General features: G+C 66.0%; 22 protein-coding genes. 7 read left to right on the top strand and 15 right to left on the bottom strand.

The window, feature by feature from the left end; genetic code table 11:
• Positions 1-5: 5 nt before the first annotated feature.
• The 5 genes from N440_RS07805 to N440_RS07785 all read right to left on the bottom strand — a co-directional run bounded on the left by N440_RS07805 (position 6) and on the right by N440_RS07785 (position 5,429).
• The gene (locus N440_RS07805) at positions 6-767 is read right to left on the bottom strand and encodes a heme ABC transporter ATP-binding protein (protein WP_133934630.1); all 762 of its coding nucleotides are present in this window, start codon (positions 765-767) and stop codon (positions 6-8) included.
• Positions 764-1,807, bottom strand: a complete 1,044-nt coding sequence (locus N440_RS07800; protein ID WP_053509015.1) for an iron ABC transporter permease — start codon at positions 1,805-1,807, stop codon at positions 764-766. The genes N440_RS07805 and N440_RS07800 overlap by 4 nt, the downstream gene beginning before the upstream one ends.
• Complete coding sequence (locus tag N440_RS07795; protein WP_133934629.1) at positions 1,804-2,850, bottom strand: ABC transporter substrate-binding protein; 1,047 nt, start codon at positions 2,848-2,850, stop codon at positions 1,804-1,806. The genes N440_RS07800 and N440_RS07795 overlap by 4 nt, the downstream gene beginning before the upstream one ends.
• 51 nt (positions 2,851-2,901) lie before the next feature.
• Positions 2,902-4,278, bottom strand: a complete 1,377-nt coding sequence (locus N440_RS07790) for a YncE family protein (protein WP_133934628.1) — start codon at positions 4,276-4,278, stop codon at positions 2,902-2,904.
• 122 nt (positions 4,279-4,400) lie between these two features.
• Entirely contained in the window at positions 4,401-5,429 is a 1,029-nt protein-coding gene (locus tag N440_RS07785) for an alpha/beta hydrolase-fold protein (RefSeq protein WP_133934627.1), read from the bottom strand.
• Between the two features lie 281 nt (positions 5,430-5,710).
• Here N440_RS07785 and N440_RS07780 point away from each other — a divergent pair, with 281 nt between their 5' ends.
• On the top strand, positions 5,711-6,085 hold the full coding sequence (locus N440_RS07780) for a hypothetical protein (RefSeq protein ID WP_133934626.1): 375 nt from the start codon (positions 5,711-5,713) through the stop codon (positions 6,083-6,085).
• A 72-nt stretch (positions 6,086-6,157) separates the two neighbouring features.
• Here N440_RS07780 and N440_RS07775 read toward each other — a convergent pair whose 3' ends face one another.
• Complete coding sequence (locus N440_RS07775) at positions 6,158-6,547, bottom strand: DUF805 domain-containing protein (protein WP_133934625.1); 390 nt, start codon at positions 6,545-6,547, stop codon at positions 6,158-6,160.
• A 167-nt stretch (positions 6,548-6,714) separates the two neighbouring features.
• Positions 6,715-7,992: a replication-associated recombination protein A gene (locus tag N440_RS07770; RefSeq protein ID WP_014037159.1), complete on the bottom strand. Its 1,278-nt coding sequence runs from the start codon at positions 7,990-7,992 to the stop codon at positions 6,715-6,717.
• A 320-nt stretch (positions 7,993-8,312) separates the two neighbouring features.
• On the opposite strand from N440_RS07770, the gene N440_RS07765 reads away from it, so the two are divergent.
• On the top strand, positions 8,313-9,482 hold the full coding sequence (locus N440_RS07765) for a hypothetical protein (protein ID WP_133934624.1): 1,170 nt from the start codon (positions 8,313-8,315) through the stop codon (positions 9,480-9,482).
• A gap of 179 nt (positions 9,483-9,661) precedes the next feature.
• On the opposite strand, the gene lolA is transcribed toward N440_RS07765, so the two are convergent.
• The 3 genes from lolA to N440_RS07750 form a co-directional block, all read right to left on the bottom strand.
• On the bottom strand, positions 9,662-10,300 hold the full coding sequence (gene lolA / locus N440_RS07760; RefSeq protein ID WP_133934623.1) for an outer membrane lipoprotein chaperone LolA: 639 nt from the start codon (positions 10,298-10,300) through the stop codon (positions 9,662-9,664).
• Between the two features lie 111 nt (positions 10,301-10,411).
• A complete protein-coding gene (locus tag N440_RS07755) occupies positions 10,412-12,355 on the bottom strand; it encodes a DUF3857 domain-containing protein (protein WP_133934622.1) in 1,944 nt (647 codons plus the stop codon).
• Between the two features lie 39 nt (positions 12,356-12,394).
• Entirely contained in the window at positions 12,395-14,755 is a 2,361-nt protein-coding gene (locus N440_RS07750; RefSeq protein ID WP_133934621.1) for a DNA translocase FtsK, read from the bottom strand.
• Between the two features lie 233 nt (positions 14,756-14,988).
• Between N440_RS07750 and trxB the strand changes: the two genes are divergently transcribed.
• Complete coding sequence (trxB, locus tag N440_RS07745) at positions 14,989-15,960, top strand: thioredoxin-disulfide reductase (protein WP_014037154.1); 972 nt, start codon at positions 14,989-14,991, stop codon at positions 15,958-15,960.
• Between the two features lie 101 nt (positions 15,961-16,061).
• Here trxB and N440_RS07740 read toward each other — a convergent pair whose 3' ends face one another.
• Both N440_RS07740 and N440_RS07735 read right to left on the bottom strand, forming a co-directional pair.
• On the bottom strand, positions 16,062-16,691 hold the full coding sequence (locus tag N440_RS07740; RefSeq protein WP_133934620.1) for a hypothetical protein: 630 nt from the start codon (positions 16,689-16,691) through the stop codon (positions 16,062-16,064).
• A 241-nt stretch (positions 16,692-16,932) separates the two neighbouring features.
• Positions 16,933-18,411: an N-acetylmuramoyl-L-alanine amidase gene (locus N440_RS07735; protein ID WP_133934619.1), complete on the bottom strand. Its 1,479-nt coding sequence runs from the start codon at positions 18,409-18,411 to the stop codon at positions 16,933-16,935.
• Positions 18,412-18,604: 193 nt separating this feature from the next.
• Here N440_RS07735 and N440_RS07730 point away from each other — a divergent pair, with 193 nt between their 5' ends.
• Entirely contained in the window at positions 18,605-19,738 is a 1,134-nt protein-coding gene (locus N440_RS07730) for a GNAT family N-acetyltransferase (protein WP_133934618.1), read from the top strand.
• Positions 19,739-19,893: 155 nt separating this feature from the next.
• Here N440_RS07730 and N440_RS07725 read toward each other — a convergent pair whose 3' ends face one another.
• Positions 19,894-21,162 (bottom strand): hypothetical protein, encoded by a 1,269-nt coding sequence (locus N440_RS07725; RefSeq protein ID WP_133934617.1) that lies wholly within the window; start codon positions 21,160-21,162, stop codon positions 19,894-19,896.
• 72 nt (positions 21,163-21,234) lie between these two features.
• On the opposite strand from N440_RS07725, the gene aat reads away from it, so the two are divergent.
• Positions 21,235-21,975, top strand: a complete 741-nt coding sequence (gene aat, locus N440_RS07720) for a leucyl/phenylalanyl-tRNA--protein transferase (RefSeq protein ID WP_133934616.1) — start codon at positions 21,235-21,237, stop codon at positions 21,973-21,975.
• An 86-nt stretch (positions 21,976-22,061) separates the two neighbouring features.
• Positions 22,062-22,280: a translation initiation factor IF-1 gene (gene infA / locus N440_RS07715; protein WP_005409596.1), complete on the top strand. Its 219-nt coding sequence runs from the start codon at positions 22,062-22,064 to the stop codon at positions 22,278-22,280.
• Between the two features lie 55 nt (positions 22,281-22,335).
• Here the strand turns inward: infA and N440_RS20335 are convergent, their stop codons facing one another.
• Complete coding sequence (locus tag N440_RS20335; RefSeq protein ID WP_161802484.1) at positions 22,336-22,485, bottom strand: hypothetical protein; 150 nt, start codon at positions 22,483-22,485, stop codon at positions 22,336-22,338.
• Between N440_RS20335 and N440_RS07710 the strand changes: the two genes are divergently transcribed.
• A complete protein-coding gene (locus N440_RS07710) occupies positions 22,484-22,861 on the top strand; it encodes a hypothetical protein (protein ID WP_133934615.1) in 378 nt (125 codons plus the stop codon). The genes N440_RS20335 and N440_RS07710 overlap by 2 nt on opposite strands.
• Positions 22,862-22,932: 71 nt before the next feature.
• Here the strand turns inward: N440_RS07710 and clpA are convergent, their stop codons facing one another.
• On the bottom strand, positions 22,933-25,218 hold the full coding sequence (clpA, locus tag N440_RS07705; RefSeq protein WP_133934614.1) for an ATP-dependent Clp protease ATP-binding subunit ClpA: 2,286 nt from the start codon (positions 25,216-25,218) through the stop codon (positions 22,933-22,935).
• Between the last annotated feature and the right edge of the window lie 91 nt (positions 25,219-25,309).

The following is a 25,309-nucleotide window of genomic DNA, read 5'->3' as shown; positions in this document are numbered from 1 at the left end:
CGTACTCAGGTCACCACCACCAGCGGCACACCACGTCGCGGATGCTGCAGCACCACCACATCCTGCTGGTAGACCCGCTGCAGGTTGTCCTCGGTCAGCACCTGCAACGGCGTGCCATCTGCGGCCACCCTACCCTGCTCCAGCAGCACGATGCGGTCGGCATAGCCGGCCGCCAGATTCAGATCGTGCAGCACTACGATCACGCAGGCACCGGCTTCGGCACAGGCACGCACGCTGCGCAGGGTGCGCTCCTGGTGACGCAGGTCCAGCGCGGCGGTCGGCTCATCCAGCAACAGCAGCGGCGTGTCCTGCGCCAGTACACGCGCAAACGTGGTGCGAGCGGACTCGCCACCGGACAGCTGCTGCACTTCGCGCAGGCGCAGCGCCTGCAGTTCGGCGGCATCGATGGCGCCTTCAACATGAGCATCATCCACCACAGGATCGGGCGGGTGCGGCAGGCGCCCCATCGCCACTACCTCTTCCACGCTGAAGGCGAAACGCACGCCATGTTCCTGCGGCATCACCGCGCGCTCGCGTGCCAGTGGCCCCGCCTTGTAGCCTGCCAAGGGTTTGCCGCGCAGGCTCACCTCGCCCGCATCGGCGCGAAGGTCACCGGCCGCCACCGCCAGCAACGTGGATTTGCCCGCTCCATTCGGACCCACCAGCGCGGTCACCGTCCCCGGCTCGAATGCGAGCGAGATGCCATGCAGGATCTCGCGCTGCTGGCGGCGCACCACCACCTCGTGCAGTTTCAACAGCACGCTCATGGTGCGGCCTTGCGGCGCTGCTGCAGCACCAGCCAGAGGAAGAACGGCGCGCCCAGCGCAGCCGAGAACAGGCCCAGCGGAATCTCCGCCGGCGGGTCAAGCGTGCGCGCCGCGGTGTCGGCCACCACGATCAGCAGTGCGCCCAGCAGGCCGGACAACGGCAGCAGCCAGCGATGGCCGGGGCCAACCAGCAGGCGCGCCACGTGCGGCACCACCAGGCCAACGAAGCTGATCGAACCGGCAAAGGCCACCGCCGCGCCCACCAGCAGCGCACTGAACGCGACCAGGCGGCGGCGCGTGCGGGTCACATCCAGGCCGAGGTGCTGCGCCTGGCGCTCGCCCAGCGCCAGCATGTCGAGGGGCGTGGCCAGCCGCTGCAGCGCGAACACGCCGATCGCGAACAGCGGCACCACTGCTGCCACATCGGCCCAGTTGGCGCGTGCCAGCGAGCCCATCTGCCAGAACACCAGCGATTGCAGTTCGCTTTCGCTGGCAATGTAGGTCAGGAAGCCGATCAGCGCCGAGCAGAACGCCGCCATTGCGATACCCACCAGCAACAGGGTGGCATTGCCACTGCCCTTGCCCGGGCGCGCCAACGCATAGGTCAGGCCGATCGCCAGCGCGCCGCCAACGAACGCGGCGACCGGCACCAGCCAACCCGCCGCACCGGCAGCGCCAAGCACGATGGCGGCGACCGCACCCAGTGCCGCGCCCTGGCTGACGCCAACGATGCCCGGATCGGCCAGGGGATTGCCGAACAGACCCTGCAGACTGGCCCCGGCCATTGCCAACGACGCGCCGACCATCGCCCCCAGCAGCGCACGCGGGATGCGCAGCTGCCAGACCACGGCCAAGTCACGACTGCTGACCGCCTGCGGATCAAGCAGGCCCAGCTTCACGCCCAGCGCCTGCACCACCTCCAGCGGCGGCAACCGCAACGGACCCACGGCAAACGACGCCAGCACCGCCCCCAGCAGTGCCAGCAACGCCACCATCAACATCACCCGCCCGCGACGGCGGCGCCGATCCGCCGGACTCATGCCTTCGGCAACGCCGCCAGGGCCTTGGCCAGCGCCAGCGCACCAGCACCGGAACCAACACTGGTGTACTTCAGCTGCACGTCCGGCATCACCCAGACCCGGTTGGCCTGCCCGGCCGGGGTCTGCTTCAGCGTCGGGTAGGACTTCCACAGGCCTTCGGCCCCGCCGAACAGCTGCAGGTCATGCTCGGTCACCAGGATCACCTCCGGTGCTGCCGCGACCACGCCCTCGTTGCTCAGCTGCGAGTAGTTCTTCACCCCCGCCTCGGTACCGATGTTGACGCCACCAGCCAGTGCGATCAGCTGCGCCGACGCGCTGTCGGCACCAGCCACGGTCGGCGCGCCGCCGGCGCCGGTGGCCGAGACGTGGATCACCCGTGGCGCATGGCCCAGGCCCTTGCCAATCGCTGCAGCCTCGTCCAGCTGACGCTGCACCTGCGTGGCAAGCGCCTGCCCTGCCTCGGCCAGCCCGAGTGCAGCGGCGACTTTGCGCACCTTGTCAGGTGCCGGCTGCAGATCGTCGATGACCACCGCCGGCTCGCCCACTTCGCGCAGCTTCTTCGCCAGCTCGGTATGGCGGCGCAGGCTGTTGCCCAGGAACAGCGAGCCCTGCAGGCTCAGCACGCCCTCTACGCCGGTGGTGCGGTTGAACAGGAACTGGTGCGGCGCGGCCAGGCCCGCCTGGGTGGTGGTGTTGGTCGGTGCGGCGAAGACCTGCTTGCCAAGGCCCAGCGCCTCGATCACCGCAATGACATCGTCGCCACCGGCGATGATGCGGCTGGTGTCGGCCACCTCGATATCGGCGCCGTCATCGGAATGCACCTTGGCCGGCAGCACGGCCTTCTGGTCGTGCACGGCCGGCATCTCGGCACCGGCCACGCGCTGCCAGCCTGCCGGCAACGCACCTTCAGCCGCCGCCGTGACGGCCGGCGCCTCGGCAGGCTTCTGGCCCTCGGACGTAGCCGGCGCGCCACCGCAGGCGGACAGCACCAGCGAGACAGCCAGGGGAAGCGCACACAGGCGCAGACGGGACGCGATGATCATGGAGGTTCTCCTTGCTGGCCGGGCGGCACACGCGCCGCCCGGCCCGGTGGCTTACTGCTTCGGGGTGATGCGGGTGATGCGGTCACCCTTCGGGTCTTCGGCGCCGCGCGACTTGTTCACCGCGAACACATTGCCCTTGCCATCGGCGCGGACGTGGTTCGGCAGCGTGCCGCCATCAAGGTTGGCGACCACCTTGCCATCGCCGTTGACCACGGTGACGGTACCGGCGCCGCGGTTGCTGACATAGGCCAGGCCGGAGGCATCATCGAAGGCGACGTTCAGTGCACCGGCACCAACCGGCACGTCGTGCAGCACCTTGCCGGCGGCCACATCGACGATCAGCAGGTTGTCGGTGCCCTGCGAGGCCACGTACAGGCGATTACGCGCCGCATCGAAGGCGACGCCGGAGGCGCTGATCGAATTGCCCAGGTCGATGACCTTGTCGACCTTGCCGCTGGCCACGTCGATCACCGCCGCTTCCGGCGTACCGATGCTGACGGTGAACAGCTTGCCGCCCTTCTCGTCCAGCACCAGGCTCATCGGGGTGAACTTGCCGTCATCGACGCCGGACTCCAGCGTCACCGCCGGCAGTTCCTTGAAGGTCTTGGCGTCGAACACCGACAGGTGATCCTCACCCGTCGCCGAGGCGAACACCTTGCCGTGGGTGCCATCGACCACCACGTCGCGCGCGTGCGGCACGGCATCGACCGGGAACTGGTGGACCAGTGACAGATCCTTCTGGCGATAGACCGCGATCGAGTTCTGGCGGGTATTGGTGACCCAGACGTTGCCGTTGGTGTCATCCACGCCGACGCCGTAGACCGCATACACCGCGCCATTGGTGCTGCCCGGCACCTGCGCCGGGGTGATCGCCTTGGTCACCTTCAGCGTCTTCGGGTCCAGCTTCAGCAGCTGCGACTGGGTCACCGGCGGGCGGCCCACCGCCGAAGTCACGAACACCGCGTTGCTGGCGGCGCTGTATGCGGACTGGTACAGGCCCGGCACCAGCTTGTTGGACTGGGTGGCGAACTGCGCCTGGCCCGACAGCGGCAGCTGCGGCGAGACGCGCAGCTTCAGCACCGTGGCCGCGGCCGGCTGGCTGGCACGCACCACCACCGGGTGGGTGCCCGGCACCGCATCGGTCGGAATGCTCAGCTGGGTCTTGAAGTTGCCATCGGCATCGACCACCAGCGGCTGCGCGTTGAGCACGCTGTCGCCACGCAGCAGGCTGACCTTCTGGCCCGGCACGAAACCGCGACCGACCACGTCGGCGGTACTGCCGGGAGCCACGTTCTCACCACGTGAGACAACCTCGCCCTTGAAGGTGGCGTTGGCCGGCTGGTCGAACACTGGCTGCGCGGTGGCGGTCACTGCCAGCAACAGGCCCGCGGCCAGGGAAGTGAGACGGAAAGACGGACGGAACGACATGGAAGGCTCCTTGCACACGTAGGCCGCGCCACGTGGCGCGGGATTCATCGGTTGCCTGGGCCGCTGCACGTCGGCAGCCTCGCCTGGGTAGTGGGGTCGCACGGCATCGCGTGCGAGGGAATTCATTCGGTGGCGTTGTCACCGCCATTGGCAGCGCCGTCACCGGCACTGCGATCGGTCACGCCATACAGCTCATGCAGTGCGGCGTGGAACGAGGCCGGCAGCATCGGACCGTGGCCGAGGCCGTCGAACTCGCGGTAGTGCACGCTCAGTCCGGGCACCTTGCCCAGCCGCTCGGACAGCTGCATCGCTGCGTCCGGGGTGGCGCCGCCGATGCGGCGCAGGTGCGCGACCACGCGCGGGTTGTTCATGTCACGCTTGCCGCGGTCACCCACACGCTCGGCACCCCCCAGCATCAACCACAGCGCTGCCGGCTGGCCGTGCGAGTTCTGCACGAACTGCTGCTCCGGGTCGCCCAGCGCCGCACCCTGGCTCCACCACAGCGATGGACTGGCCGCCAGGTAGGACTGGAAGGCGGCGGGGCGGGTGTACAGCGCATTGAGCACGAACAGGCCACCCAGCGAGTGGCCCCACAGCGCTTGCTGTTGCGCATCGATGCGTGCGCGACGCTCGACTTCCGGCTTGATCCGACGTTCGATTACATCGAGGAACGCTGCAGCGCCGCCTCCTACCGCCTGGGTCGTGCCGCTCTCGTCGTCGGCGCGATCGATCCACGCGGTGTAGTCGCGGGTGCGCGCCTTCGAATCGATGCGCAGGTCGTTGTCGTAGCCGATCAGCACCAGCACCGGCGGCGCTTTGCGTGCCGCCAGCTCGGCCAGGATCGGCTGGTCCAGCACCATCGCCACGGCATTGCCGTCCAGCGCGTACAGCACCGGCAGCGGCGCCTTGCCCGCCTTTGCCGGGATCGCCACGTTCACCCGCCAGCGGCGTTGCTGGTCGGGGCTGTCCACCACGAAATGCTCGAAGCGATAGCTGGCCGCCGGCTCCTCGAGCACGGTGTGACCGATCTTCTGCAGCGGGTTGCGCTGCTGCGCATGGGCGTACGGAGTGGCCAGGAGCAGACCCATCATCAGGGCGACGAGGCCGCGGGCCAGCGGACCACGGTGCGGAGGCAGGACAAGATGCTTCATCGGCGGCGGCAGAAGCGGCCCGTAGCCGCCGGTTCACAAGGGACCGCAGTCTACCGCAAACGCGAATGATTATCACATCGATCACACGTCACACTGTGTATCACGCGCGCGCATGCCCACTTGCACAGAAGGCGAAATTTCACCTACTTTGCCGCCCACCGGGGCATTGGACCGCCCCGCTTCCAACGCTGCCATGGAGGGCGGGCCGTCCGCCGCCGACCGGGTCGCGTTCATTCGCGCCACAACCGCCATGGGATTGGATCCCATGAATGTGAGACCCCTTGAAGCACACCGCACTGATCGCCCTCACCCTCGGCCTGCTCGCGCCGCTGGCCGCCCATGCCGCACAGGATCTGCCCACGCTCTACCAGGCCTTTGAAGAGGCCGGCAATTCGACGCTGAGCATGGATCAACTGAACCAGACGGTGACCTTCACCGCCGTGGCGCTGGGCGTTTCCAGCAACATGGCGGGCGAGCCGCTCATCGAGGCCGGCGATGACCAGGGCAATGTCCTGGCCCGGCTGACCAGCGATGATGAGCAGCAGGCGGCCAAACTGGGCGCACTGGAAGAAGGCGCTGTCTTCACCGCCAGCTGCACGCTGCAGTTCAGCTCCGGCACGGACTACCTGTCCTTCGGCGATTGCGCCATCAAGTAAAGACGAAGCCGGCCAAACGCCGGCTTCTTCTCTTTCCCCTGTAGCGTCGAGCCATGCCCGACTCGTGCAGCATCACGGCCCCGTGGGCACCGGGCCATACGGATTTTCCTGCGGCGTACCCGGCAGCAGCGAGAAGATCATGATCACGATGCCACCGCCCGGCACCAGCGCCAGCAGGAACAGCCAGCCCGACTGGTTGCAGTCATGCAGGCGGCGCACGGTCACGGCAATCAACGGCACGATCGTGGCCAGCCACATCACACCCAGCAGCACCACCATGCCGATCAGGATGCCGGCCAGTGCATCGGCACTGTTGCGCAGGAGGATTGCCAATACACCGGCCAGCAGCATCACTGCCGTTGCGACCAGGAACAGGAACAGCTGGTACATCCAGTACTCGCGGCGGTTGGCGCGGCCCTCGAACTGGGCGTAGCGCTTCAACGGCAGAATCATTTCCTGCACGGCATCGATCCTTGAAAGAGAAGCCGCGCAGTGTGCCAAATGCACGCGCACGCGACAATGCAGCGTCGCGCCCTGCCCGACTGCCATGCCCCTGTAGAGTCGAGCCATGCTCGACTCAATACGCGCAAGAGCTGAGTCGAGCATGGCTCGACTCTACAAAAGCGGGATCAACGGCCTTTTGCGGCCCTCGCCGCTTCGCGCTCGGCACGCAGTCGATCCAGCTTTTCCTTCAGCTTGATTTCCAGGCCGCGCGGCACCGGGTTGTAGTACACGCGCTCGCCCATCGCATCCGGGAAGCCGGTCTGGTCCAGCGCAATGCCGCCTTCGGCGTCGTGGTCGTACTGGTACTCCGCGCCGTAGCCCAGCTCCTTCATCAGCTTGGTCGGCGCGTTGCGCAGGTGCAGCGGCACCTCCTCGGTACCACTCTCGCGCACGTCGGCCTTGGCCTGGTTGAAGGCCGCATAGCCGGCATTCGACTTGGCGGTGCTGGCCAGATAAAGCACCAGCTGGGCAAAGGCTAGCTCGCCTTCCGGGCTGCCCAACCGTTCGTAGATGTCCCAGGCCTCCAGCGCCATGCTCTGCGCGCGCGGATCGGCCAGGCCGATGTCCTCGATGGCCATGCGGGTCAGCCGGCGCGCCAGGTAGGACGGATCGCAGCCGCCATCGAGCATGCGGGTCAGCCAGTACAGCGCGGCATCGGGGTTCGAGCTGCGCACAGACTTGTGCAGCGCCGAGATCTGGTCGTAGAACTGCTCGCCGCCCTTGTCGAAGCGTCGGGTGCGATCGGCCAACACCTGGGTCAGGGTCTGCGGGGTGATGCGGCCACCCTCGCCGCCCGCCAGTTCGGCGGCGATTTCCAGCAGGGTCAGCGCACGCCGCACGTCGCCATCGGCGGCGGTGGCGATTTCCAGCAGCAGCTCGGGAGCGACCTCGATGCCCTCTTCGCCCAGGCCGCGCTCACGATCACCCAGCGCACGCTCCAGCGCTTCGACGATGTCGGTGGGCGAGACGCCCTCCAGCACATGCACGCGGCAGCGCGACAGCAACGCCGAATTCAGTTCGAACGACGGATTCTCGGTGGTGGCGCCAACGAACAGGATGGTGCCCCGCTCGATGTGCGGCAGGAACGCATCCTGCTGCGCCTTGTTGAAACGATGCACCTCATCGACAAACAACACGGTGCGGCGGCCTTCGGCAAAACGCTGCGCGGCCTCGGCCAGCACCTGGCGCACTTCCGGCAGGCCGGACAGCACCGCGGAAATGGCGCGGAATTCGGCGTCGGAGTACTCGGCCAACAGCAGCGCCAGCGTGGTCTTGCCGCAACCCGGCGGCCCCCACAGGATCATCGAATGCACGCGACCGGATTCGACCGCGCGACGCAGCGCACTGTCCGGCGCCAGCAGGCGCTTCTGCCCGACCATTTCGTCGAGGGTTCGCGGGCGCATGCGCTCGGCCAGCGGGCGCAGATGTTCCCGATCAACGCTCAGTAGATCGGGGCCGGGGAAGGAGGTGGAGCGATGTCTTGGCACCGGGCCATTGTACCGCGAGCGCGTGCCAACCAAGGTTGGCACCCACCACGGCGGCCGGGCCATGATCGGTAGTGCCGGCCGCTGGCCGGCAACCCCGCAACCTGTCGGAAATGGGCCGGTGCGGGTGCCGCCGATACATCGGTAAGCCGCTGATTCACATGGAGCATGCTTTCGCGGGACCCATGCATCCTCATCAGTAACCGAGAATTTGAAGCTCAACCATTCAGGACTCACCCGTGCGCGATCCCGAGTCCAATGCACTTGAGTTCGTTGCCGGCTGCGCCGTCGACGCGGACATCTACTACCTGGCTGCAAGGAGTGGCCCGGGGCACGAATGCTATGACCCTGATCCCGGCCCGCCCTCCCGGATGTTCTTCTATCAACATCAAACGAATGAGAAATGGTTCTATCACGACCTGTCCGACTGGCAGGTCGAGTCCGCCATCTTCATCCCTGAACAACAGGACGGGCGGGAGCGCCGTGTACTGGCCCTGGACTTCTACGGCCACCTTGAAGACCTAGCTCGATCAGGCACGAAATGCGAGTTCATTCCACCTGAAGGTGATCACTTCTGCGGGGGCCTGACCCGAGTTCGGCAACTGGGCAAGGATCTGTTCTGCTGTGGCGTGCACGGGATGATCTATCACCGTAGCGAGACTGGCTGGAAGCAGCTTCCCACCCACTTCCCCGCACCCGAACGCGGAAGCCTCAAGGACGAGCTTGAGTCAATTGATTTCGACAACTGGCTTGCCTGCGTTGGCCATCTGTTCGAACTGGACGGCGTGCCACCACTACCCGCTGACCCTGCAGAGCGTGACGCAGAGCTTCGGCGAAGATTTGAAGAATCACGCGCCGATCTAGCGCAAATCGGCGAGAATCAAGCGGTCAAGCAGCTACTCGCTGATTTGGATCTGGCCAGTGTGAATGACCTCTGCGGAACCGGCCTTTCCGATCTCTATGCGATCGGTTCTGACGGCCTGATTGCGCACTGGGATGGCGTGACGTGGGCCATTCCAGAGCAGATCACTTCTGCCGAACTGCTGCATGCATCCAGAACGGATTCGGGCGAACTGTTCCTGGTCGGTACCGAGGCAACAATCGTAACGGGTCAGATCAGTATGGGCTTCACGTCCATCCCGCATCAGATCAGCCCTGACGTCCCGTTCTACTGCGCTTGCCAGTACGGGCAAGCCATCTACATCGGCTCAGAGAATGGACTTTATCTCTACAGTCCCAACTCCGGAGTGGTTGAACGCCTGGAGGCGGGCATTCCTGAAGAACTGATGGATGCTGCAATCAACGACATCAGTTCCGTCGATGGCGTGTTGTGGGTGCTGACGCCCTGGGATCTGATTCGATTTGATGGCACCGCGTGGCAGGTGATCGTTCATCCGGACAAGGGATGATCCGGCCGAGCGCGTGCCAACCAAGGTTGGCACCCACCAGGGCGGCCGGGCCATGATCGGTAGTGCCGGCCGCTGGCCGGCAGACCAAGAGCGCGTCGACCAAGGTTGACACCCACCAATGCGGTGCCGGTTGGCACCCACCAGAGCAGGTAGCGCCGGGCCGGGCCCGGCGTCCCCGATCAGTTACCGATGACGTCGGTGCCCTTCGGCGGGGTGAAGCTGAAGGTGCCGGCGGCGAAGCCCGGGTTGCGCTTCCAGCCACTGAAGGTGATCACGGTGCGCTGGCCGACCGCGTCGGTGATTTCCATCTTGGCCAGCCCCTGGGCGTTGAAGCCCAGCGCGGCGTACTGGAAGCTGGCTTCGGTGTCGCGCTTCGGCGACAGCGACAGCCACTGCAGCCCGTCGCGCTGCGCGGCCTCTTCACTGACGTCGTACTGCTGCTCCAGCAGCGCCGGATTGATCAGCGCGGTCAGCGGGCTGTTCTGCTCTTCCTTGCCCTGCTCGCGCACGGTGGCCTGCTCCAGGTCCGGCTCGTACATCCAGACCTTCTTGCCGTCGGCCACGATCAGCTGCTCATGCGGGCGCACGTACTCCCAGCGGAACAGACGCGGCGCAGACAGGGCAACGCGGCCGCTGGTCGATTCCTTCACCTTGCCGCGGCTGTCGAACACCTGCTGGCTGAACTGGCCATCCAGGCCTTTCAGGCCACTGGTGAAGCTCTTCAGGTCATCGCGGGCACCGGCCCAGGCGCTGCCGGCAGCAGCGCAGGCGACGGCCAGGGTGGTGGCGGCAAGGAAACGACGGAAGCGGAAGTTCATGCAGGAATCCTGTGGGCGCATGCGCCAGGAAAGGTGGTAGCCAGTGTGCCCGGGCAAAGATGAATGGGCGATCAGGGCGACATTATGCCGCCCCGAACGTCCATCGGCGATTCAGCCGCCTGCCGCTGGCAGCTTGCCGTACAGCACCTGCCCGCGGAAGCCGCGACGCACTTCGCGGTACAGCGCGCGGAACGCCGGGTAGTCCTGCGGCTGGCACAACGCCTCCGGCCCACGCACCGCGTTCTGCTGCAGGCGGTGGCGCACGATCACGTCCTGGCCCTCGCGGCTCCAGTCCACCCGGTACTCACCGGCGGCGTTGCTGAAGCGCTGGCTGGCCGGGATGGCGATGATCGGCGCGTTGGCCGGGAACTGCAGGCGATAGGTTTCCTCGCGCAGGCTGGCGTTGCAGTAGAACGGGGTCTCGTTGGCCGGCGCCGATGCGGTGGCATACAGCCCGCGCACCGATTCGCCACCCGGCGGGTCCGGCACGGCCATGCCGCCGGCCACGCTGAAGTCGGCATAGTCCTCAGCCTGGAAGGCCATGCGGTAGCCGAACGGCCGGGTCAGGTCGACCGGCACGCCCTGGATCTGCAGCTGCCCTCGCCCATCGAAACCGGACGCGGCCATGATCTGCTCTTCAGCGCGTGCACGGTTCTGCGCATTGAGCTGGGCGAACTGCGCACGCATGCCGATCTCGGCATTTTCGCCCAGCTTTGGCACGGTCTCGCCGCGCAGGTTGCCATTGGCATCGAAGGTGAAGCGCACCTCCATCGATGTGGCATTGCGCTGCGGTGTGTTGGCCGGGGTACGCGCCAGCGTGGCATCGCGGGTACGCATCACCGGAGCACCAAGGTCACCCTCGGGCAGCTGGCCGAAGCGCGCCCACGCGGTGGTCGAATCCAGGTACAGATCAAACTCGGGGATGTAGGTGATGGCGTGGTTGAAGCGGCCCAGCACCGGAATCTTCGGCAGGGTCGGGCCGCCACCGGCGCCGATCAGCACCGGTGAACTGGCGATGCCCTTGGCCGCCAGCAGCGCCTCCAGGATCGTCACATGGTCCTTGCAGTCGCCATAGTGGTTGTCGAGGATGCTCTGCGCGCTGTTCGGCTCCAGGCCACCGTTGCCCAGGTACACCGCCACATAGCGGATGTTCTGCGCCACCCAGCGGTACAGCGCGTCGGCCTGCTCGCGGCGGTCGCGGATGCCCGTGGTGATTTCATCTGCCAGCGCCTGCAGTTCAGGCGTGACCTGCGCCGCAGGACCCGCCTTGAGCTGGTAGGCGCGACCCATCTGCGACCAGTCACGATAGGTGCTGGCCATGATGTTCGGGCCAAACTCCCAGCCCGCCGCCGACCAGTTCTGCGCCGGCATCGCCTCGCGACGCTGGTAGCGCCAGCGCCACTGCGCCTGGCCGTTCTTTACCGTCGGGCGATCGCTGCCCTGCACGCCGCGGCTGTCGACGAACATCGGCAGGTTGGCCGGTGCGCTGAGGGTGACCTCGGCGTCCTCGTACTCGGTGAAGACATTGAAGGTCTCCCACAGGCCGAAATAGCCGGGGAAGTAAGGCGTGGCCTGGGTGCGGCGCACCTGGTAGTACAGGCGCGTGCCCGGGGCCAGGTTCGGGAACACGATCACCCGCACCTTGCGGTCGGCATACATCGCCGCCGAAGCGCTGGAGTAGCTCTCCTGGGTGTAGATGCGGTCGGCCGGCACGTCGCGGCGCTGGCCGTCGGCGGTGATGGTGTAGGCGCCCAGTACTTCCAGCGTCTCCATCTTCTCGCTGTAGCTCAGCCGCACCTGGCTGAACTGCTCGACGGAGGCCTTGGTCTTGAGCAGGACTTCGTAAGTTTCGGTCTGCACATTGCCCGCATCCGGCCGCACCTGGTAGTCGGCGCGGTAACGGACAATGCTGAAATTGTTGCTGGCTTCGGTGTCGCCGCTGGTGGAAGGCGGCGCCGTAGCGGGCGCGGAGGTGGCGGTGTCTGCCAGTGCCGGGCCGGCAGCCAGGAAGGCTGCCAGCGCCAGTGCCAGCGCGCTGGGTACGGGGTGAAGCATGCGTCGGTTCCTTGGACGTCGTGGGGGATACGTCGGGTCTTACTTCGGCGGCGGCGGTGCCAGCACCGTGCGGTCGCCGTTGTGCTCGGGCGGGCTGACCACGCCGGCCGCTTCCATGGCCTCGATCAGTCGCGCTGCACGGTTGTAGCCGATCTTCAGCCGGCGCTGCACGCCGGAAATCGAGGCACGGCGGGTCTCGGTGACCACCCGCAGCGCTTCGTCATACAACGGGTCGGACTCATCGCCGGCAGAGCTGTTCTCGGGCAGGCCGGTGGCGCCGACCACCACGCCGTCACCCATCGTCTGCACTTCGTCCAGCACGCCATCGACATAGTCGGCCGGGCCCATCGCCTTGAGGTGCTCGACCACGCGGTGCACTTCCTCGTCGGAAACGAAGGCACCATGCACGCGCTCGGGCATGGCGGTGCCCGGCGGCAGGTACAGCATGTCGCCGTGGCCCAGCAGGGTTTCCGCGCCGGACTGGTCGAGGATGGTGCGCGAGTCGATCTTCGAGCTGACCTGGAAGGCGATGCGGGTCGGGATGTTGGCCTTGATCAGGCCGGTGATCACGTCCACCGACGGGCGCTGCGTAGCCAGGATCAGGTGGATGCCGGCCGCACGCGCCTTCTGCGCCAGGCGTGCGATGAGCTCTTCCACCTTCTTGCCGACGATCATCATCATGTCGGCGAATTCGTCGATGAAGATGACGATGAACGGCAGCGTCTCCAGCGGGCGCGGCGCCTCGCCCAGTTCCGGGTTCGGCTTGAACAACGGGTCCATCAACGGCTGGCCGGCGTCCTGGGCTTCCTTCACCTTCTTGTTGAAGCCGGCCAGGTTGCGCACGCCCACCGCGCTCATCAGCTTGTAGCGGCGCTCCATCTCGGCCACGCACCAGCGCAGGCCGTTGGCGGCCTCCTTCATGTCGGTGACCACCGGCGCCAGCAGGTGCGGGATGCCCTGGTAGACGCTCAGTTCGAGCATCTTCGGGTCGATCATCAGCATCCGCAGGTCTTTCGGCGAGGCCTTGAACAGCAGGCTCAGCACCATCGCGTTGACCGCCACCGACTTGCCCGAACCGGTGGTACCGGCCACCAGCAGGTGCGGCATGCGTGCCAGGTCGGCCACGGTCGAGCGCCCGGCGATGTCCTTGCCCAGCGCCAGGGTCAGCACGCTGGCCGACTTGTCGTACTCCTTGGAGCGCAGCAGCTCGGACAGGTAGATCATCTCGCGGGTGACGTTGGGGATTTCCAGGCCGATCACCGATTTGCCCGGAATCACGTCGACCACGCGCACCGACTTCACCGACAGGCCGCGCGCGATGTCCTTGTCCAGCGAGCTGATCTGGCTGACCTTGATGCCCGGTGCCGGCTCGATCTCGAAACGGGTGATGACCGGGCCGGGATTGGCGCCAACCACCTGAGCCTCGATGCGGAAATCCTTCAGCTTGAACTCGATCTGCCGCGACAGCGCGTCCAGGGTTTCCTTGTCGTAGCCCACCGGCTGCGGCTTGGGGTCATCCAGCAACGCCAGCGGCGGCAGGTCCGAGCCATCGCCATTGACGCCACGGAACATCGGGATCTGCGTGTCGCGCTTGGCCCGGTCACTCTTCTCGATCACCGGCTCGGGGCGTGGCTCGATCTTCACCGGCTCGCGCTTGGCGCGCACCTCGGCATCGGCCTTGCGCACCTCCTGGCGCTCCTCGCGCATCACCCGGGTCTGCTGCCACTCGGTGACTTCTTCCTTCTTGCGCGCCAGCAACGGTGCCAGCGACATCACGCCGCGGCCGATCTTCTCCATCACCGTGAACCAGGACAGCCCGGTCGCCAGGGTGATCGAGGCCAGCAGCAGCACCAGCACGAACAGGTTCGCGCCCAGCGCGCCGAAGCCCACCGTGAGCGAATTGCCGACCAGCTTGCCGAGGATGCCGCCGGCGCTGGACACATCGCCACTGAACAGGCGCACATGCAGGAAGCCGGTGCCGGCGATCAGGAAGCCGACCAGCCCGACCAGGCGCAGCGCCGGGTCCAGGTCGTTCTCGCCCTTGCTCTCGCGCTTGAGGCCGAACATGGCGATCCACGCCAGTGCGCCCAGCACCACCGGCAGCAGGAAGGCGACGTAGCCGAACAGCTGCAGCAGCACGTCGGCGATCCAGGCCCCGGCGCGACCGCCCAGGTTGTGTACCGGCGCGACCACGCTGCCGGTATGCGACCAGCCCGGGTCGGTGGCTGAATAGGTGAACAGACTGGCCGCCAGGTACAGCAGGGCCGGCGCGATGGCGATCAGGCCAAGATCCCGCCAGAGGCGTTGGCGGCGTGGGTTGTCGGTCGCCGCCGCCGCGGCCGTGCGACGTGACGCCTTGCTGTCGTCGGACTTGGAGCGTTCGGGGACCTGCTTCGCCACCTTAGACCATACCTTTGGAATGCGCTGTTAGTGATTGATAATAAATGAGACGGCGTCAGTTTTCAGTTATGCGACGTTTCACGGGGCGTTCGGGGCGCCGCAACCACCGCTGGATGACGGCGTTCTGTTCATCGGCTTGAATCGCCCTGCCCCAGCCGCCACTCTATGACCAGCCACGGATGCTGCGCAAACATCGCCAGCGCCTTGTCCCATCTACCTTTTCGCGAGTCTACATGAGCACCAGCCTGCCCTCCCGCCACCAGCGCCTCGTCATCCTCGGTTCCGGCCCGGCCGGCTGGACCGCCGCCGTCTACGCCGCCCGTGCCAACCTGAAGCCGGTCGTCATCACCGGCCTGCAGCAGGGCGGCCAGCTGATGACCACCACCGAGGTGGACAACTGGCCCGGTGACGCCCACGGCCTGATGGGCCCGGACCTGATGGCGCGCATGCAGGCCCATGCCGAGCGCTTCGAGACCGAGGTCATCTTCGACCACATCCACACCGCCGACGTGTCGCAGCGCCCGTTCAAGCTGATCGGCGACAGCCATGAGTACACCTGCGATGCCCTGATCATCGCGACCGGCGCCACCGCCAAGTACCTGGGCATCCCGACCGAGGACGAGTTCAAGGGCCGCGGCGTGTCCGCCTGCGCCACCTGTGACGGCTTCTTCTACCGCGACCAGGACGTGGTCGTGGTCGGCGGCGGCAATACCGCCGTGGAAGAGGCGCTGTACCTGTCCAACATCGCCCGCAAGGTCTACCTGGTCCACCGCCGCGACACCCTGAAGGCGGAAAAGATCATGCAGGACAAGCTGTTCAAGAAGGTGGCCGAGGGCAAGATCGAGACCGTCTGGCACCACCAGGTGGAGGAAGTGCTGGGCAACGATGCCGGCGTGACCGGCGTGCGCGTGAAGTCCACCCTGGATGGCAGCACCCGCGACATCGACGCCCACGGCTTCTTCGTGGCCATCGGCCACCACCCGAACACCACCCTGTTCGACGGCCAGCTGGCGATGAACAACGGCTACCTGGAAATCCGCTCGGGCCTGGGCGGCAACGCCACCCAGACCTCGGTGGAAGGCGTGTTCGCGGCCGGCGACGTGGCCGACCAGCACTACCGCCAGGCAATCACCTCGGCCGGCTTCGGCTGCATGGCCGCACTGGATGCCGAGCGCTACCTGGATGCACAGGGCAAGGCCAGCTGAAACCCTGACCGGGTGCTGCAGCGTCGGGCCAGACTCGACCCATGCAAAAGGCCGGCGCCACAGCGCCGGCCTTTTTCGTTGCGGAAGGCAGGGTTGAACCCTTACTCGGCCGCCAGGTACTCCACCTTTGCGGTGAGCACACCCTCGCCCGCCGGACCGCCATCGGTCGAGTACACAAACAGCGGCTGATCTTCCAGCGCCACCACCGCCGGCAGATGGTCGGCCAGTGCGATGTAGCGGTACTCGACGCTCATCTGGATGACGTTCGGATACGTCTCCTGGTGGCTGTAGTACTTGTACTGGCTGGACTCGATCGCGATCAGGAACGACTCGCCATTGCCCTTGATGTCCTGAGCCGCGCCGAAGCGGTCGTGGATGCGGTACTGCACGCCAACAGCAGGATGAGAGGTGCTGAAGGTGGTGTAGCCGTCGATCTGGCCCACCGGATGCTCCTGGGCCAGGAGATCGCCACGCAGGGCCACGACCATCGGCTTGCAGTAGGCAAAGGCATTCAGACTATTGCCGGGCTTCTGCCAGTCGGTCATCGGTTGGCCGACACCCTTGAAGCGATAACCCTGACTGATACGCCAAAGGCCGATGTTGCCGCCAGCCTCGCAGTTCTGTGGCGTAAGGCCCGCCTGCAATGCAGAGGCCGGGGCTGCAGCGGTGAGTGCGGAGAGGGCGACGGCGGCGGCCAGCGCACACGACAGCGGGGTGAACGTTCGGATCATGTAGTACTCCAATAGGTAGAGGGGCCGAGCGGCCCCTGTGCGGGCGTCGGCAGACGGAAAGCAGTCTTTCCACCAGCGATGCTAGGAACGCGTCGGCCACCTCGAAATAGGACAACGCCCAAATCTCTGCCGCGCCCACCGACCGCCCCTCCCCCCTTGTAGGGTCGAGCCATGCTCGACTCAGGGCGGACGCGAAGACGCCCGCCCATGCAAGTCCTGCCATTGCCGCCACGGAAGCCGATCAGGCCTGAACACATGCCTGCGTGAACTCCATGGGGGCAGCCGCCACACCATCCGCATCCTTCAGCGCAACCTTCCAGCGAACGGTACCTGGCATGGAAGACGAGCAGCTCGCCCCGAATTTCAATGGCTCGTCTGGCGTCTCAAACCGCCCCACCCAAGGGGTACAGAATCCCGGCCGATCGCAATCAGCCACCGACACCTCAAGTGCCAACGGATACTGGGGGTTTCCCACGAAGCTCACGGACACATCGCGCGAAGACTGGAGCGGAACCTCGATATCCGGAAGGGGCTGGAGTGCCAGGGGCTCGCACACTTTGCCAGTGGCCCATAGGCGATAGCCCTTCTCCACGCCCTTCATCGACGCCGAGCGGAACACGGGATCCTGCAGTGCTGCAGCATCCTCAGGATTCGAGTGATAGGCAGTTTCGACGATGACAGACGGCATCTTTCCGATGCGGTTTTCGCCGTGAGCTCCTTGATTTGAACTCTCGCGAATCGGGAATGCCTCATAGCCGGGCTGCGCACGGATGAGCTCCCGCATTGAACAGATAACACTGTCGGCCAAGGGTTTGTCCTGTGGCTTTTCACGGTGGCAATACACCTCAGTGCCGCGAACACCAGCGGAATCGTGGCCATTGGAATGCAAGCTGATCATGACATCCACGCCCAGATGATTGGCGTAGTTCGGACGAGCCCGTATGTCCTCATCCTTCTCGCGCGCGGAATCAGTGCTGTTTGGAAACTCATTCCACATATCGGCGCGCTCTGGAAACAGAGCCTTGAGATGATAACGGGACGACATATGTTCCCAGGGCATGTTCGATTCAGGGTGAAGATCAGTTGATCGACTCCGTGCCCGATGAACGGCCAGGCCACTCCGCTGTTCAATCAGCGCCTGCAGTTCGTCGCCATAGATTGGACTGAGCGTGTCCTCCTGCAGCCCTAGCGGCGCTGGTCGCTGGAACTTCCACTCCCGGCTGGGATGCAGGCTGATGTAACCATGACTTGACGAGACCAAAGCCGAACTGGGCGTTGCCCTAGGCCTGCTTTGCACCGGCACTGCCAGGTCGTCCGGGTAATAGTCCTCAAGGGGCTTTCCCTCAAAAAGGAAGTTGATGTCATTTACCTCCAACCCAGACTTTTCCGCGAAAAACCTCAGCGACGATGCCATCGGGTGGAGGAAGAGCTCATCGTAGCTACCCTCCGGACCTGGAAGGTATCCGGGGCCGAAGTTGACAGTCATTGATCGCTTGTCCATTTCAAGTCGGATGTTCACGCTCACCTGCCTCAACGTGCCCTTTTCCTGCAGGTGACGCATCAACTGGCCCGCGGCCTCCCGCTCAAGCATCGCGACAGCTTCGGCATAGACGCTCGAATCTTCGGCGATAGACGTACGCTGGACTTCAGAACCCCACGCATGCGGCGCAAAGATCAAGCCACTGGCAACCGCCACTACAGCCAGACGCATTCCTTTCATTTTCTGCTTCTCCTCGAGGATGGATGTGCGCCGCTCCCGCAGCGCCCGGCCACCCTGCCCGCCTCGGCACAGCCATTCTTGAACCGCGCACACATGGGCGCAGAATTCAAACTTTCCTCATATTCACCACAGAACGAACCAACCCGATTCCGCCGACACCGTTCGCACACGCCCTGCCCTATCCTGTGCCCCCATGCTCTCCGCCCGCTTCCTCGACGCCCTGCAGTCCATTCCCGCCATCGACTGGGATGCCCTGCACGATGGCCGCAACCCGTTCGTCAGCCACGCCTTCCTGTCCGGGCTGGAAGAGCACGGCTGCCTGCGCGAGGACTGGGGCTGGCAGCCGCAGCACTTCACGCTGTGGGAAGGCGACACCCTGGTCGGCGCCATTCCGGGCTACCTGAAGACCAATTCCCATGGCGAATTCGTCTTCGACCACGCTTGGGCCAACGCCTACGCGCGGCATGGGCGCGACTACTACCCGAAGTGGCTGGGCGCGGTGCCGTACTCGCCGGTGACCGGGCCACGCCTGCTGACCCGTCACGATTCGGAACGGGCTGTAATGCTATCGGCGCTGCGCGAGCACCTGACCGGCCTGGCAGTGTCCTCGGCGCATGTCAATTTCCACACCGCCAGCGACGACGCTGCCTTCGGTGACGACTGGCTGCTGCGCGAGGATGTGCAGTTCCAGTGGCAGAACCCGGGCGACTGGGCCACGTTCGAGCAGTTCCTCGGCGCGATGGACCACAAGCACCGCAAGAACATCCGCCAAGAGCGTGCCAAGGTCGCCCGCCAGGGCATCACCTTCCGCGTAGTCCATGGCGACGAGGCCAGCCGCGCCGATCTGCAGTCGATGTACCGCTTCTACCTGCAGACTTTCCTCGAATACGGCAACGCGCCGGCCCTGACCGAGACCTTCCTGCGCCATCTGGCCGTTTCATTGGGACGCGGGCTGGTGTTGTTCCTGGCCGAGCAGGACGGCGAGCCGATTGCGGGCGCACTGTGCCTACGCGGGGGCGACACGCTCTATGGCCGCTACTGGGGTGGCGCCACCCTGCCCGGCCTGCATTTTGAGACGTGCTACTACCAAGGCATCGAGTACTGCCTGCGCGAAGGGCTGGCGCGTTTCGAGCCCGGCGCGCAGGGCGAGCACAAGCTTGCGCGCGGATTCATGCCGACGCGGGTGCGCAGCCGGCACTGGGTGGCCGATGCGGACTTCGCCGAGGCACTGCAGGAATGGTGCCGGCAGGAACGGCGCGATGTGCGTCGGTACCAGCAGGAACTGCAGGGGCATGGGCCGTTCCGCGAGCGTGCCAACCAAGGCTGACACCCACCAGAGCAACAGCGACAGCCGCACGCATCCGTAGCGTCGAGCTTGCTCGATTTGGGCGATGCCGAAAAGCGTGCCAACCAAGGTTGGCACCTACCGGAGCAATAGGCCTACGGTTGGCACCCGCCAGAACGATGGCGTGAACGCTTCACTCAGGTGCACTGCCAGAAGTGCCCGCTCACCCGGCACTTCGCGCACCAGAACGTATAGAGCATGCCGCCGCTGCCCCACAGCAGCATGCCCTCACCCGTGGTCGGCAGCGTCGAATCCAGCTGCATCACGAACGGCATTTCCTGGCCGCAATCGATGCAAGCCGGGTACCAGGCACTCTGCACCCAGCTGGGCACGCCACCCACGCGCGAGAGATTCTGCCGATGATTGGACTGACCCCAGTCCTGCTGCTGCCAGCGCGCGCTGTCCATGGTCGCCAGGCCCACATCGGCCAGCATCAGATCGCCGCTGTCGGTGGGCGTGTTCGGCACCGCGCGGTGCTGGTTGGGGTGGCAGCTGGGCAGGCCCTCGCCGTCGTGGCGATAGAAGCGCACCGGCGGCTCTTCCCAGCCACAACAGTCCATGCACAAGCCAAGCGTGATCTCGCCTGTGGCGCCCGGCTGCAGCGCGGCGGCATCCGTCTGCAGCAAGCGCTGCAGCGGCGCATGACACCCCCCGCATAGCGCCTCCAGCGGTCCACCCATCTGGCCGGCATGGTGCACCTGCCCGCCGTTCCAGGTCGGATGCAGGCGCCAGATCCGCTTGCGCCAGCCCGGCTCGTCGGCCAACTGGGCGCGATGCTGCGCGCTGCCGAAACGGATGTGCAGCGGCCGCTCTCCATGCAGGCGCCGCGGATGCGGACCGTCGGCAACGCCAGCCCAGTGCGCCCAGACCTCGGCGTCCAGTCGCCCCCAGTCGGCAAGATAGCCGCGCGCAGCGGCATAGGTCGCGGGCTGCGCCGCCAGCAGCAGCGCCCGTGCCCGCGGCATTTCGCGATCATCATCGGCTTCGGCCAACGTCTGCGCCCAGGCTGCTGCCAGTGCCGGCGGCAACGCCCACCACAGCTGCGAGGCCAGTTGCAGCTCATCTTCGATGGCCACGCCCAGCAAGGCATCCCAATCGTCCTGCAGCACCTGCGGGGCCTGGTAGCTGGCGAACTCGATCACGCCGGCCAGCAGTTCGCCGCGCTCGCCGTCGCGATAGCGACGCCAGGCGTCGGTGGCAACCGCCGGCACGACCTCATCCGGCAGCAGGTCCAGCGCCATGTCGAGGAATGCCGAGCCTGGCGAGCGCCGGGCCAGCGCCTGCAACATCAATTCACCCAGCTGGCGCGGCTGCTCAGCGGCCAGCGTCAACAGCATTCCCTGGCTGTCGTTGCGTGTGCGCGGGCTGTCGTGCACATCGAGAATGGCACTGATCGGGTCGCTCATGCGAAGGCTCCTTGCCGCGGGAAGGTGATGGTGCCAGACATCGCGCATGCCTGCGGCGAATACAATGCAGGCATGACCCGCCAGCTGCCCTGGCGCCTGGCCGATGCGCCGGACGCCCCCTTCCCGCCGGCCGAGACTGCGCTGCGCCAGCCCGATGGCCTGCTCGCGGTGGGCGGCGACCTGCACCCGGTGCGGCTGCTGAACGCTTATGCCGGCGGCATCTTTCCATGGTTCAGCGAGGGCGAGCCGATCCTGTGGTGGTCACCCGACCCGCGCATGGTGTTCCGCACCGAGGGGGTGCACCTGTCCAGCCGATTCCGTCGCCAGCTGCGCGGCAGCACGTGGGAAGTCACTGCCGACACGGCCTTCAGCCGGGTGATGCAGGCCTGTGCCGCCGCGCCGCGCCCGGGCCAGGATGGCACCTGGATCAGCCCGGCAATGGTCGAGGCCTACAGCCAGCTGCACGACCTCGGTTTCGCCCACTCCTTCGAGGTCTGGGACCGGCAGACGCTGGTCGGGGGCATCTACGGGGTGGCGATCGGGTCGATGTTTTTCGGCGAAAGCATGTTCAGCGGCGCCAGCGGTGGCTCCAAGATTGCACTGGCTGCGCTGGCGGCCACCCTGCGTGGCTGGGGCTGGGCGCTGATCGATGCGCAGGTGGAGAATCCGCATCTGCTGCGGATGGGGGCCGAGCACCTGCCGCGCGCCGAATTCCTGGCGCATGTGCGGCAAGCCGTGCGCGGCAGCGGGCGCGAAGGCCCATGGACCGGGGCGGTCGGACGGCTGCCGGCACGGGATTTGGCCGGGGGTTAACACAAACTTTGCAAGCTGGCCCGGTCACGCGTAAAATACTGCGCCTTAGGCCCAGCGTGGCCGTTTTCTGAACCGCACAGGACTACATGTCGAAAGACGATTCCATCGAGTTCGAGGGCACCGTCAGCGAGACGCTGCCGAACACCACTTTCCGCGTTCGTCTGGAAAATGGGCACGAAATCATTGCCCACATCTCCGGCCGCATGCGCAAGAACTACATCCGCATCCTTACCGGTGACCGGGTCAAGGTTGAAATGACCCCGTACGACCTGACCAAGGGCCGTATCACCTACCGCATGAAGTAAGCGGTCGGCGCCTGGCGCCACTCCGACAAGGCCAGCCCTGGTTGCTGGCCTTTTGTCATGCCTGCAATCCGGCCCTGCCGAAGGTCATCGTGACCGAACTCACCGTGACGTCGGTCAGCCCCGCTTGCGGCAGATTCGCATCTGCAACAGCGACGGCAATCTGCAATCCGGTCCAGTCCGGATCGCTACCCCCTCGCACCGCCATGAAGATGCCCTTCCTGCTCACCGCCCTCGCCCTGGCCGCGACCGGCCTGCTGGCGCCGACCGCCCAGGCCGCCGACACCACCCCCGCCCAATGCGTACCGCTGGCCGGCGAGCAGCAGATCGTACGCGCCGGCGCAGACAAGAACGTGCTGCTGCGCTCGGGCGACGACCACTATGTCGTGCACTTCCGCAACAGCTGCACTTCAGCCGTGCGCGCCTCCCACCTCGGCTTCAAGACAGACGGGAAGGAGGCGACGGAACTGTGTGGTGAAGGCCGCAGCCAGCTCGACACCGGCCGTGGCACCTGCGACGTGGCGCGCATCGAGCCGATCGATGCCGAGCGGTTCAAGCGCGAAGCGCGTCTTCGCAGCCGCTGACCACAGATACGACAAGGGCGGCCGAAGCCGCCCTTGTCCTGGCTTGTTGCCGGGCTGCGCCCGGCGCCGGCTTACTCCACCGTCACCGGCAACAGACGCTCCGGTTCGGCCTGGGTTTCGACCACCAGCTCGTCGTCGCGGACGTCGATGCTGACCTTGCCACCGTTCACCAGCTTGCCGAACAGCAGTTCGTCGGCCAGCGGACGCTTGATCTTGTCCTGGATCACGCGGGCCATCGGACGGGCACCCATCAGCGGGTCGAAGCCGTGGTGGGCCAGCCAGTCGCGCGCGGTCGGGGTGGCCGACAGGCTGACGTGCTTGTCCTGCAGCAGCATCTCCAGCTCGATCAGGAACTTGTCGACCACGCGCAGGATGTGCTCGAAGCCCAGTGCCTGGAACTGCACTACCGCGTCGAGGCGGTTGCGGAATTCCGGGGTGAAGGCGCGGCGGATGGTCTCCATCGCGTCGGTGGCATGGTCCTGCTTGGTGAAACCGATCGAACGCCGCGAGGCCTGCGCCGCGCCGGCATTGGTGGTCATCACCAGCACCACGTTCTTGAAGTTGGCCTCGCGACCGTTGGTATCGGTCAGCACGCCGCGGTCCATCACCTGCAGCAGGATGTTGAAGATGTCCGGGTGCGCCTTCTCGATTTCGTCCAGCAGCAGCACGCAGTGCGGCGTCTTGACGATCTTTTCGGTCAGCAGGCCACCCTGGTCGAAGCCGACGTAGCCCGGGGGCGCACCGATCAGGCGGCTGATCGAATGCGGCTCCATGTACTCGGACATGTCGAAGCGGACCAGCTCGATGCCCAGCTGCAGCGCCAGCTGCTTGGTCACCTCGGTCTTGCCGACACCGGTCGGGCCGGCGAACAGGAAGTTGCCGATCGGTTTTTCCGGATTGCCCAGGCCCGAGCGGGCCAGCTTGATCGCCGAAGACAGCGTCTCGATGGCCGGGTCCTGGCCGAAGATCACCATCTTCAGGTTGCGCTCCAGGTGCTGCAGCACATCCTTGTCGGTGGCGCTGACCTGCTTGGTCGGGATGCGCGCCATCTTGGCAACGATCGCCTCCACTTCCTCGACGTCGATCAGCTCCTTGCGCTGGCCTTCCGGCAGCAGGCGCTGGCGCGCGCCGGCCTCGTCGATCACGTCGATGGCCTTGTCCGGCAGCAGGCGGTCACCGATGTGCTTCACCGACAGATCCACCGCTGCCTGCAATGCCTCGTCGGAATAGGTCACGCCGTGGTGCAGCTCGTACTTGGACTTCAGCCCCTGCAGGATCTCGTAGGTCTCGCCGACGGTCGGCTCGACGATATCGATCTTCTGGAAGCGGCGGGCCAGCGCCCGATCCTTCTCGAAGATGCCACGGTATTCCTGGAAGGTGGTCGAACCGATGCAGCGCAGCTCGCCGGAGGCCAGCGCCGGCTTGATCAGGTTGGACGCGTCCATGGTGCCGCCCGACGCCGAACCGGCACCGATGATGGTGTGGATCTCGTCGATGAACAGCACCGCATTGGGCACTTTCTTCAGCGCGGTCAGTACGCTCTTCAGGCGCTTTTCGAAGTCGCCCCGGTACTTGGTGCCGGCCACCAGCGCGCCCAGGTCGAGCGAGTAGATCACGGCATCGGCCAGCACGTCGGGCACCGAACCCTCGACGATGCGGCGGGCCAGGCCCTCGGCAATCGCGGTCTTGCCCACGCCGGCCTCACCCACGTACAGCGGGTTGTTCTTGCGGCGGCGGCACAGCACCTGGATGGTGCGCTCGATCTCGTCGGCGCGGCCGACCAGCGGGTCGATGCGACCGGCCCGGGCCTGTTCGTTGAGGTTGCTGGCGAATTCGGTCAGGGCATCGCCCTTCGGCTCGCCCTCCCCGCCCTCGACGCGGCCCTCACCTTCGGAGGACGAGGACGGCTGCTCGCCTTCCTCACCCAGCTTGGCGATGCCATGGGACAGGTAATTGACCACATCCAGCCGCGTGACATCCTGCTGGTTGAGGTAATAGACGGCGTGGGAGTCCTTCTCGCCGAAGATGGCGACCAGCACGTTGGCGCCGGTGACCTCCTTCTTGCCCGAGGACTGCACGTGGTACACGGCCCGCTGCAGCACGCGCTGGAAGCCCAGGGTCGGCTGGGTGTCGCGGCCGTCATCTTCGGCCAGGCGCGACACAGAGGCCTCGATGGCCTGCTCCAGCTCCTGGCGCAGGCGTTCGGCGTCGGCCCCACAGGCCTTCAGAACGGCCTGGGCGGACGGGTTGTCGAGCAGTGCCAACAGCAGGTGTTCGACCGTCATGAACTCATGCCGGGCCTCACGGGCGCGCTTGTAGCACTGGCCGATGGTGTGTTCGAGGTCTTTGCTGAACATGGATTACTCCGGCGGCAGATGGGGACAATATGCGGCCTGACTACGCGATTTCCATCACCCTAGCGGATTGCTGCGTTCAGATGGCGTTAGC

Source organism: Stenotrophomonas sp. CC22-02, from assembly GCF_004365115.1.
Classification (GTDB): Bacteria; Pseudomonadota; Gammaproteobacteria; order Xanthomonadales; family Xanthomonadaceae; genus Stenotrophomonas; species Stenotrophomonas forensis.
Note: the sequence above shows the minus strand (reverse complement) of the source record. Positions and strands in the feature narration are given on the sequence as shown.

What these genes read in the sequence shown, in the direction of transcription:
- N440_RS07725 (WP_133934617.1), bottom strand. Translation starts at nt 21,162, where the DNA reads ATGAGCGACCCGATCAGTGCCATTCTCGATGTGCACGACAGCCCGCGC.
- lolA (WP_133934623.1), bottom strand. Translation starts at nt 10,300, where the DNA reads ATGAACTTCCGCTTCCGTCGTTTCCTTGCCGCCACCACCCTGGCCGTC.
- trxB (WP_014037154.1), top strand. Translation starts at nt 14,989, where the DNA reads ATGAGCACCAGCCTGCCCTCCCGCCACCAGCGCCTCGTCATCCTCGGT.
- N440_RS07800 (WP_053509015.1), bottom strand. Translation starts at nt 1,807, where the DNA reads ATGAGTCCGGCGGATCGGCGCCGCCGTCGCGGGCGGGTGATGTTGATG.
- aat (WP_133934616.1), top strand. Translation starts at nt 21,235, where the DNA reads ATGACCCGCCAGCTGCCCTGGCGCCTGGCCGATGCGCCGGACGCCCCC.
- N440_RS07805 (WP_133934630.1), bottom strand. Translation starts at nt 767, where the DNA reads ATGAGCGTGCTGTTGAAACTGCACGAGGTGGTGGTGCGCCGCCAGCAG.
- N440_RS07785 (WP_133934627.1), bottom strand. Translation starts at nt 5,429, where the DNA reads ATGAAGCATCTTGTCCTGCCTCCGCACCGTGGTCCGCTGGCCCGCGGC.
- N440_RS07790 (WP_133934628.1), bottom strand. Translation starts at nt 4,278, where the DNA reads ATGTCGTTCCGTCCGTCTTTCCGTCTCACTTCCCTGGCCGCGGGCCTG.
- clpA (WP_133934614.1), bottom strand. Translation starts at nt 25,218, where the DNA reads ATGTTCAGCAAAGACCTCGAACACACCATCGGCCAGTGCTACAAGCGC.
- N440_RS07710 (WP_133934615.1), top strand. Translation starts at nt 22,484, where the DNA reads ATGAAGATGCCCTTCCTGCTCACCGCCCTCGCCCTGGCCGCGACCGGC.
- N440_RS07735 (WP_133934619.1), bottom strand. Translation starts at nt 18,411, where the DNA reads ATGAAAGGAATGCGTCTGGCTGTAGTGGCGGTTGCCAGTGGCTTGATC.
- N440_RS20335 (WP_161802484.1), bottom strand. Translation starts at nt 22,485, where the DNA reads ATGGCGGTGCGAGGGGGTAGCGATCCGGACTGGACCGGATTGCAGATT.
- N440_RS07755 (WP_133934622.1), bottom strand. Translation starts at nt 12,355, where the DNA reads ATGCTTCACCCCGTACCCAGCGCGCTGGCACTGGCGCTGGCAGCCTTC.
- N440_RS07795 (WP_133934629.1), bottom strand. Translation starts at nt 2,850, where the DNA reads ATGATCATCGCGTCCCGTCTGCGCCTGTGTGCGCTTCCCCTGGCTGTC.
- N440_RS07770 (WP_014037159.1), bottom strand. Translation starts at nt 7,992, where the DNA reads ATGCGCCCGCGAACCCTCGACGAAATGGTCGGGCAGAAGCGCCTGCTG.
- N440_RS07740 (WP_133934620.1), bottom strand. Translation starts at nt 16,691, where the DNA reads ATGATCCGAACGTTCACCCCGCTGTCGTGTGCGCTGGCCGCCGCCGTC.
- infA (WP_005409596.1), top strand. Translation starts at nt 22,062, where the DNA reads ATGTCGAAAGACGATTCCATCGAGTTCGAGGGCACCGTCAGCGAGACG.
- N440_RS07730 (WP_133934618.1), top strand. Translation starts at nt 18,605, where the DNA reads ATGCTCTCCGCCCGCTTCCTCGACGCCCTGCAGTCCATTCCCGCCATC.